Annotated in this window: 9 protein-coding genes; 4 read left to right on the forward strand and 5 right to left on the reverse strand. The window is 52.3% G+C overall.

What is annotated here, in order from left to right; genetic code table 11:
- From B2067_RS08330 to B2067_RS08340, 3 genes are all read right to left on the reverse strand, one after another.
- Positions 1 to 499, reverse strand: a 499-nt coding sequence (locus B2067_RS08330; RefSeq protein WP_301388105.1) for an AMP-binding protein, incomplete at its 3' end; no start/stop codon positions are given.
- Between the two features lie 107 nt (positions 500 to 606).
- Positions 607 to 1,818: an acyl-CoA dehydrogenase family protein gene (locus B2067_RS08335; protein WP_297533262.1), complete on the reverse strand. Its 1,212-nt coding sequence runs from the start codon at positions 1,816 to 1,818 to the stop codon at positions 607 to 609.
- A 12-nt stretch (positions 1,819 to 1,830) separates the two neighbouring features.
- Positions 1,831 to 3,132, reverse strand: coding sequence for an acyl-CoA dehydrogenase family protein (locus B2067_RS08340; RefSeq protein ID WP_301388106.1), 1,302 nt, complete (start codon positions 3,130 to 3,132; stop codon positions 1,831 to 1,833).
- Positions 3,133 to 3,337: 205 nt separating this feature from the next.
- Between B2067_RS08340 and yaaA the strand changes: the two genes are divergently transcribed.
- Together yaaA and B2067_RS08350 are read left to right on the forward strand one after the other, a co-directional pair.
- Positions 3,338 to 4,126: a peroxide stress protein YaaA gene (yaaA, locus tag B2067_RS08345; RefSeq protein WP_076514746.1), complete on the forward strand. Its 789-nt coding sequence runs from the start codon at positions 3,338 to 3,340 to the stop codon at positions 4,124 to 4,126.
- A complete protein-coding gene (locus B2067_RS08350) occupies positions 4,119 to 4,715 on the forward strand; it encodes a YajG family lipoprotein (RefSeq protein ID WP_068437463.1) in 597 nt (198 codons plus the stop codon). The genes yaaA and B2067_RS08350 overlap by 8 nt, the downstream gene beginning before the upstream one ends.
- Before the next feature lie 88 nt (positions 4,716 to 4,803).
- On the opposite strand, the gene B2067_RS08355 is transcribed toward B2067_RS08350, so the two are convergent.
- Entirely contained in the window at positions 4,804 to 5,985 is a 1,182-nt protein-coding gene (locus B2067_RS08355; RefSeq protein ID WP_068437466.1) for a pyridoxal phosphate-dependent aminotransferase, read from the reverse strand.
- 111 nt (positions 5,986 to 6,096) lie between these two features.
- On the opposite strand from B2067_RS08355, the gene uvrB reads away from it, so the two are divergent.
- On the forward strand, positions 6,097 to 8,130 hold the full coding sequence (uvrB, locus tag B2067_RS08360) for an excinuclease ABC subunit UvrB (RefSeq protein WP_297533265.1): 2,034 nt from the start codon (positions 6,097 to 6,099) through the stop codon (positions 8,128 to 8,130).
- Positions 8,131 to 8,214: 84 nt separating this feature from the next.
- Here uvrB and B2067_RS08365 read toward each other — a convergent pair whose 3' ends face one another.
- Complete coding sequence (locus tag B2067_RS08365; protein WP_301376609.1) at positions 8,215 to 8,610, reverse strand: MAPEG family protein; 396 nt, start codon at positions 8,608 to 8,610, stop codon at positions 8,215 to 8,217.
- Between the two features lie 165 nt (positions 8,611 to 8,775).
- On the opposite strand from B2067_RS08365, the gene B2067_RS08370 reads away from it, so the two are divergent.
- Positions 8,776 to 9,327, forward strand: a complete 552-nt coding sequence (locus tag B2067_RS08370) for an RNA polymerase sigma factor (protein WP_068438844.1) — start codon at positions 8,776 to 8,778, stop codon at positions 9,325 to 9,327.
- Positions 9,328 to 9,378 lie beyond the last annotated feature (51 nt).

Genomic DNA, 9,378 nt, shown 5'->3' on the forward strand with positions numbered 1-9,378 from the left:
GCGAAGCGTCATCGAGATCACCTTCGACCGTCTTAACGTTCTCCAGCATCTCTTCGCCAACGATGATTATTTTCGGTTTGACCAGGGTCAGGCTGTGCAGCAGTACGTCGCCACGCTGACTGGTGTTGATCATGGAGGCAATGGCACCGAGCTTGACGATGGCCAGTACTGAAATCAGGGTTTCCGGGCGGTTCTCAAGAACCACGGCAACCACATCACCGCTGCCGATGCCCTGAGAGGTCAGATAATGCGCGATCTGGTTCGCTTTACGGTTTACCTGATCATAGGTGTAAGTCACATCTTCGTAGCGGATAGCGATGTGTTCTGGGCGCTGGCGTGCGTGTTTCTCCAGCAGAAGTCCGATTGATTTCTCTTTCTCAGGTTTGCTGGTTGCCAGTTCATACACACCTTTCAGCTTGATCGGAATGCTTGTGGCCTGGTTTGCCAATTGCGTCAGAATATTCGGCAGTGAAACCAGTTTTTCATTGTATTGAGTCATACGGGTAAGAGTCTCGCTCGAAAGTCCGGAGTGCGACGTTACCGGAAAATTATCATTGTTAATACAGCAACGGGGCGCCAGGCCCCGTGCTTAGTTTGTCGTACAGATTACTTCAGTTCGGCGGATGATTTGCCGAGCAGACGACGAGCAACAATCAGCTGCTGGATCTGCTGTGTGCCTTCGAAGATGTCGAGAATCTTCGAGTCACGCGACCACTTCTCAAGCAGTTCGTCTTCGCCGTAACCCAGCATGCCAAGCATCTCGACACAGCCAAGGGTAATTTCGTTCGCAGTACGACCAGCCTTAGCTTTCGACATGGACGCCTCTTTAGAGTTCGGCATACCGTTGTCGGCCATCCATGCAGCTTTGAGAGTCAGCAAGCGTGCTGCTTCCCATTCTGCTTCATAGCGATACAGTTTGGCTTCGAGTTGTGAGGCCAGTTTGTACGGCGTGCGGTAATCGGTTTTTACCTTGAGCTGCTTGAGCAGTTCGCGGGTGCGATCGATAGAGGCCTTAGCCACACCAATCGCCATGGCCGCAACGACCGGGCGGGTGTTATCGAAGGTCTGCATGACACCGGCAAAGCCTTTTTCAACGTTAACCTCTGGATCACCCAGCAGGTTGCTCGCTGGAATGCGGCAGTCGGTGAAAGTGATCGCAGCGGTGTCAGACGCTTTAATACCCAGCTTCTTCTCAAGACGGACAACTTCCATGCCCGGCGTGCCTTTCTCGACGATGAACGACTTAATCGCCGCACGGCCAAGAGAGCGGTCAACGCTCGCCCAAACCACAACGCAGTCAGCGCGCTCACCTGAGGTGACGTAGATTTTTTCACCGTTGATGATGTACTCGTCGCCATCACGAATCGCAGTGGTACGAACGGCTGCAGAGTCAGAACCGAAACCTGGTTCAGTAATGGCCATCGCTGCCCACTTACCACCGAAACGTGCAAACTGCTCGTCGTCGGCAACCGCAGCAATCGCAGCGTTACCCAGGCCCTGACGTGGCAGTGTCAGAGACAGGCCAACGTCACCCCAGCACAGCTCAGCCAGAGACAGTACTGTCGACATGTTGGTGCCGTTCTGGATGCCTTCTTTCTTCGGGCCGTTATCCTGCTTCAGTTTGCCAGCACCGGCGCCTTCGCCTGTGGTGCCGTCGTTCATGCCGTCCATGATGGAGGCCAGCATGTCCAGTTCGACTGGGTAAGCGTGCTCAGAACGGTCGTACTTACGCGATACCGGACGGAAAACACTCGCCGCTACCTGGTGTGCCTGGTTAACAAGGGCACGGAATTTTTTCGGATTTTCTAAATTAATCATCTGTGCTTCTCCTTACAGGTGCATGCCGCCGTTGATGCAGGCCAGAACCCGCAGATCGCGATACCAGCGCTCAGCTGGATGTTCTTTGGTGTAACCATGACCACCAAGCAGCTGAACTGCGTTGGTGCCGATTTCCATGGCTTTTTCAGAACACAGGATGTGTGCAAGGTAGGCTTCGCGGTGGAATGGCTTGCCAGCTTCAGCAAGTGCCGCTGCGCGCCAGACCATCAGGCGCATAGATTCGAGTTCGATGCCGATATTCGCAACCATAAAGGCTACGGCCTGACGGTGAGAAATTGGCTCGCCGAAGGCTTCACGCTCATTCACGTATGGAATCAGGTAATCGAGCGCTGCCTGACAGGCACCAATCGCCAGTGCACACCAGTGCAGTTGGCCGAGGTCCATAAAGGCTTCAAAGTTAAAGCTGTCATCGCCGAGCAGGGCATCTGGGCCGAGCAGTACTTTGTCGAGAGTCAGGGTGCCAGTTGATGTTGCACGCAGGCCCATGGCCGGAGCTGCCTGCCACTGAACGCCTGGTGCATCACCCGGAACAATAAACAGACGGTTACGACGCTTATAGCGCGCTGCCACCAGATACATTGACGCTTCGCCACCAAACGGTACCAGGCTCTTAACTCCTGAGATGGTGTAACCGGCTTTGGTTTTCTTCGCTTTTGCAGACAGTTTTGCCGGATCAAAAAGAGGGGCAGGTTCCTGTACCGCAATCGCTGCCTTGACAGGCGTTTCTGCCAGGTACTCAGGCAGGTATTTTTCTTTCTGCTTCTGGTTGCCCCATTTAACGATGGCATTTGCGACTGCAACGGGCGCCAGTGTCGCGTAGGCCAGTGAGAAGTCGCCCCAGGCGAGTTCTTCAGCAATGATGGCGTTGGTGGTCGGGCTGTAGCTCTGAGCCGCGCCGCCCATGCTTTCTGGCACTGAGAAGTAGTTCAGGCCGAGGTCCATGATGTCCTGCAGGTAGGTTTCCGGCAGTTTCATGTCTTCGTTGGCATCGTGCGCCAGACCGCGGACAACTTCTTCGGCGTATGAACGCACGGTGTCTTTGATCATCTGCTGTTCTTCTGACAGGGTCAGGTCGAACAGGCCAGCCGTGCTCGGCTCTGGCAGCATTTTAGGATCTTCGGATTTCTTAGCTTTCTTCTTTGCCACCATCTGACCGATGACTTCAAAGCCTTTCTTGGTGCCTGCGTAGGCTAGCTTTTCTGCCGGACGGCGGAGCTTGTACTTCCTGGCGAACTCACTGCCAGAAAAGCGTACCGCCAGACCTAAGCCCAGCCCCTGAATATCTTTTGCCATTTTTAACACCTCTTGATGACTCGTTTGAGGAAACACGACAGAGTGAATTTATCCTGTGTCAGCCATTCTCACATCTTTATTACAGTGGCTGCATTGGCAGCCCTGACCGGACATAACGGGCCGGAATGCCAAAACACAGGACACGTTTGGGAGTTACGCGGGCACAAGGTATCATGACCGCAACCAATATCTGCTGAGGATCGACATGCTTACATTGCTTTCACCCGCCAAGACTCTGGATTTTGAGACACCGCCGGTTACGGATCAGCACAGTCTGCCAGATTATCTGGATGATTCGGCTGAGTTGATCGATGTATTGCGTAAGTATTCTCCGGACGAAATCGGCGCTCTGATGAAGCTGAGCCCGAAATTGTCTGAGCTGAACGTGCAGCGTTACAGTGATTGGAAGATTCCTTTTCCTGAAGGGGAATCAAAAGCCGCTGTGCTGGCGTTTAAAGGGGACGTTTATACCGGCCTTGATGCCGACAATATGAGCAAAGACGACCTGGATTACGCACAGGGTCACCTGCGTATTCTTTCAGGTTTGTATGGTTTGCTGCGTCCGCTGGATCTGATTCTGCCGTACCGTCTTGAGATGGGTACGAAACTCGGCAACGATCGCGGCAAGGATCTTTATGCTTTCTGGGGCGACAAGATCACCGACGCTCTGAATGAACTCACTGAGCAATCTGGTATCAATACCATCGTGAACCTGGCGTCGAACGAGTACTTCAAGTCGGTGAAGCCGAAGGCGTTAAAAGCAGACCTGATCACGCCAGTGTTTCGTGATGAGAAAAACGGTAAGTACAAAATTATCAGTTTTTATGCGAAAAAAGCGCGAGGCCTGATGGCGGCGTACCAGATCACTCAGCGTATTGATAACCCTGAAGATCTGAAGAAATTTGATGTGGCGGGCTATCGCTTTTCTGAAGAAGAATCGACCGCCACAGAGTGGGTATTTAAACGTGCAGAGAAGGATGTACCGAATGCGTAAGAGCGTTCTGACTTTGCTGGCCAGCACTGCGTTGGCCACCGGCCTGACGGGGTGTGTTCTGGCCCCGCAGACCATTGAACTGAGTGAGAATTATGAGATCGAGCAGCCCGCTGCGTCGGTGTCCCGTGGTGCCTTGATCCGTGTGGTCGACAACCGCGAAGAAATCAGCCCTGACGAGCGTCAGTCGCTGGGTAGCCGTGGTGGACGTCTGGCCGAAAACTCTCCTTTGTATGTTCAGGATGAATTGTCGGCGGTGCTGACGCGTCGCTTGCAGGACAGCATGACGCAACTCGGGTTCGGTGGTGAAAGCCCGCTTGATCCGGTGAAGCTTGAGCTGGCGGTGAATCGTTTCCGTTACAGCTGTAATGAAGGTTTTCTGGTCACAGCCTGCAGTGTCAGTATTCGATTCAATATGACGGTACTGGATGGTAATACGACGTTCACTAAGCCGTATGGTCTGAGCGAATCGCGTCGTGTGGCTGCGGCACCGGTGAAAGAATACAACGAAAAATGGGTAAACGATGTACTCGACCGTCTGTGGGAATACATCTTCAGCGACCCAGAGCTACGCGAATATCTGGGCGTTTAAGCTCATTGCTGAACTGGCAGTTCTACCAATAAAAAAGCCCGCATCAGCGGGCTTTATTATGAGAGTTGCTAACTGATAGCTTGAGCAATTAGCTCAACGCTTTACTCAGTCGGGCAACGGCATCACGAAGAGTATTCATGCTAGTCGCGAACGACAGACGCATATAACCCGGTGTACCGAAGGCTGAGCCAGGAACCAGAGCAACGCCTGCATCACTGAGAAGCTTCTCAGCAAATTCAACGTCGTCAGTAATGCCCAGTTTTTCCATAGCGCCTTTCACGCAAGGGTAGGCATAGAAAGCACCATCGCCTGGGATACAGGTGATGCCCGGAATACCGTTCAGTGCATCAACGATGTAATCGTGACGTTCTTTAAATGCGGTAACCATCGGAGTCACGCAATCACGGCCGCCACGCAGTGCTGCTTCTGCAGCAACCTGAGAGATAGACGCAGGGTTAGACGTGCTCTGTGACTGAATTTTCTTCATTGCGCCGATCAGCTTAGCCGGGCCTGCCGCGTAGCCGATGCGCCAGCCAGTCATGCTGTAGGCTTTTGAGACACCGTTCAGAACGATAGTGCGCTCGTACAGGTCTGGGTTGGCAGTTACGATGTTTTCGAAACCAAAGTCAGCCCACCAGATGTATTCGTACATGTCGTCGGTTGCGATCAGTACGTCTGGGTATTTACGCAGAACGTCGCCAAGAGCAATAAACTCATCTTTGGTGTATGCCACACCAGATGGGTTTGACGGGCTGTTCAGTACCACCAGACGGGTTTTGTCTGTGATGGCCGCGTCCAGCTGCTCTGGGGTGATTTTAAAACGAGTCGATTCATCGGTCTCGATGATGACAGGTTCGCCTTCCGCGATTTTGACCATATCCGGGTAAGATACCCAGTACGGCGCTGGAATCACGACTTCGTCACCTGGGTTGATCAGCGCGAGAGCCATGTTGAAGAAGCTCTGCTTACCACCACAGGAAACCAGAATTTGGTTCGGTTCGTAACTGAGGCCATTGTCTGCTTTCAGCTTGTCGATAATGGCAGACTTGAGACCGGGGGTACCGTCAACGGCTGTGTACTTGGTGAAGCCCTTATCGATAGCTTCTGCAGCCGCTGCTTTGATGTGGTCCGGAGTATCAAAATCCGGTTCGCCAGCACCGAGCCCGATAATGTCTTTGCCTTCCGCTCGTAACTCTGCTGCACGGTTGGTTACCGCCAGGGTCGGGGATGGCTTGATCAGTTGAACGCGATCAGACAATTTAAGATCCAATGTACTTTCCTCTAGCACGGCCACGATGTGTGCCTAAAAAATAGCGGGCCTCAAAATAGGCCCTAAAACAACGTATAATCTTACTGGATTTAGACGTTAACTGGAATCCTCATGAGTAAGCCATTCGAGCTGTCATCCAAATATTCGCCCGCAGGCGACCAGCCAAAAGCTATTGATGGCCTTGTGAAAGGCGTCGATGCCGGCCTGCTCAAACAAACTTTGCTGGGGGTAACAGGCTCCGGTAAGACCTACACCATGGCCAACGTGATTGCCCGGTGTGGGCGTCCGGCCATCATAATGGCCCACAATAAAACATTAGCAGCGCAGTTGTACGGGGAGTTCAAAGAGTTCTTCCCGAATAACTCCGTTGAATACTTCGTGTCGTACTACGACTACTACCAGCCAGAAGCCTACGTCCCGTCGTCTGATACTTTCATTGATAAAGACGCCTCGGTGAACGAGCACATTGAGCAGATGCGTCTGTCTGCGACTAAAGCGCTGATGGAGCGCCGTGACGCCATTATCGTCTGCACCGTGTCGGCTATTTACGGTCTGGGTGATCCTGATTCTTACCTTAAGATGATGTTGCACCTTGTGCGCGGTGATCAGGTTAATCAACGTGACATTCTGCGCAGACTGGCGGAGTTGCAGTACACCCGTAATGACGCAGACTTCCATCGCGGTACGTATCGAGTGCGCGGTGAGGTGATCGATATCTTCCCGGCGGAAAGCGATGATGAAGCTATCCGTGTGGAGTTATTTGATGATGAGGTCGAGCAGTTAAGCACGTTCGACCCGCTGACTGGCCAGATCTACAGCCGCCTGGCGCGCGTCACTGTGTACCCGAAAACGCACTATGTGACGCCACGCGAGAAAATTCTGGATGCCATTGAAGGTATTAAGGAAGAGCTGAAAGAGCGCCTTGAGTACTATCGCAAAGAGAATCTTCTGGTAGAAGCCCAACGACTTGAGCAGCGCACTAAGTACGATCTTGAGATGATGCAGGAACTTGGGTACTGCTCAGGCATCGAGAACTACTCCCGATATCTGTCGGGGCGCGCAGCAGGCGATGCGCCGCCGACTTTGTTTGATTACATTCCCAACGATGCCCTGGTGTTCGTTGATGAGTCGCACGTGACTATTCCACAGATTGGCGGCATGTACCGGGGCGACCGCTCTCGTAAAGAAACTCTGGTTCAGTTCGGTTTCCGTTTGCCATCGGCACTGGATAACCGACCTATGCGTTTTGAAGAGTGGGAATCGATTGTGCCGCAGTGCATATTTGTCTCTGCGACGCCGGGGCCGTATGAAAAAGATCATCAGGACAACGTGGTCGAGCAGGTAGTTCGCCCGACCGGGCTGGTGGACCCTGAAATTGAAATTCGCCCGGCCACCGGTCAGGTGGATGACTCACTCCATGAAATTCATCAGCGGGTTGAGAAGGGCGAGCGGATTCTGATTACCGTACTGACGAAGCGGATGGCCGAAGACCTGACCGAGTTCTTGCATGAACAGCAGGTTCGCGTGCGGTATCTGCACAGCGATATTGATACGGTTGAGCGGGTTGAGATCATCCGCGATCTACGCTTAGGTGAGTTTGATGTGCTGGTGGGCATTAACCTGCTGCGGGAAGGTCTGGATATTCCGGAAGTTTCTCTGGTTGCTATTTTTGATGCCGATAAAGAAGGCTTTCTGCGTTCTGAGCGCTCTCTGATTCAGACCATTGGTCGGGCGGCGCGTAACCTGAATGGTAAAGCGATTTTGTACGCTGACCGTGTGACCGATTCAATGCAGCGGGCAATGGATGAGACCGATCGCCGTCGTGAGAAGCAGCTCGCCTTTAATGAAGAGCATGGTATTACACCGAAAGGTGTTATGAAGTCAGTCGAAGATATTCTTGAGGCTGCTCCGCCTCCGGGTAAAAAAGGCAAGCAGCGAGGACGTGCTCGTCAGCAGGTGGCAGAGAAGGAAGCAGGCTATTCGGCGGACGATTGGCAGCACCTGAACGCAGCGGAACTCGGGAAACGCATATCCAAAATTGAGGACGATATGTTTAAAGCTGCGAAGGATCTGAACTTTGAAGAGGCGGCCAAACTGCGTGACCTGCTGCACTCAATGAAAGAGAAAATGATCCAGAATAGCTGAGCGGGTTCTTCTCACTGCTTAAATCAAAAAGCCCTCTGTCTGTACCGAGGGCTTTTTTAGTGTTTTGGCAAAGGTTGTGCGCTATCAGGCAGTCACGATGCCTGTGAAGATAACAAACAGGGCAACGATGCCAGTGTCCCAGACCAGGGTACGGACTACAGGGATGCCCGCCGCATAGATCACAGGGTAAACAATACGTGCTGCGGCAAACACAATTGAACCCCAAACGGTCAGCCCGTTTGAAATCTCTGTTTGTGCAGCGACCAGAACCAGAGCGACAAAGATGAAACCTGTTTCAATGTTGTTGCTGACAATCCGGTTAAAGCGTTGCGCGAGAGGGCTTTCCTCAGCGGGTGCTTCATCGCGGTTGCTCATAAAGTACGATATCCCATACGCTTTCATTGCAATGGTGGCCTGAAGTAACAGAACAATCAGGCAGGTCATCGCAAACGTCAGCAGTGACATCATTTCGGTCGTCATTCGGGTTTCTCCTGTAGAAAAATAGTCAAACTTCTATAAAACTAGGCCGCTGTGCTCGTAATGAGGTGACAGTCTGGCGGTAGGTCTCTATAAGAGGCGGCAGGATTCAAAAAGGATTCACCAGCGAGAAAAATATTTCACTGAAAGGGATAAGGAGTTGGTTCGGTGACTATTAAGGAAATTCAGGAAGCGGTTATTGAGCGCGCTCAGGCGGGGGATGATAAGGCCTTATCTGAGCTGCTGAAGGCAGTTCGCCCGAATATTCACAACTACGCAATGAAGCACTGTGTGATTAATGACGTCGATGATGCCGTGCAGGAAGTACTGATCACTGTATCGCGCCGCTTAGACAGTCTTAAAATCGTAGCAGCGTTATCTTCATGGCTGTTTACGACAACTCGCCGCGAGTGTCGCAGGTTAGGGCGTGTTGCCTTTGATTTCGACCCGCATGGTGATGGTACCGCCCTGGAGTGGTTAAACACGACGCCTGAGCAGGATCAATTGATCGACCTGACGCGGGCTATCCGTGATCTTCCCGATACATATCGCGAAGTACTGCTGATGAAGGATTATGAACAGCTGACCAATCGTGAAATTGCGGATAAAACAGGGCAGTCAGTCGCGGCGGTTAAGAGCCGTCTGCACCGGGCGAGAACTATGGTCAGAGATCAGCTCCTGCAGGAAACCAGTAATCTGATCAACGAAGCCTATCAATAAAAAGAACACATAAAAGAGCCCGCAATTGCCACTGCTGTCCCACAGTTTTGG

It is taken from the genome of Thalassolituus sp. UBA2590 (assembly GCF_002339775.1).
Classification (GTDB): Bacteria; Pseudomonadota; Gammaproteobacteria; order Pseudomonadales; family Oceanobacteraceae; genus Thalassolituus.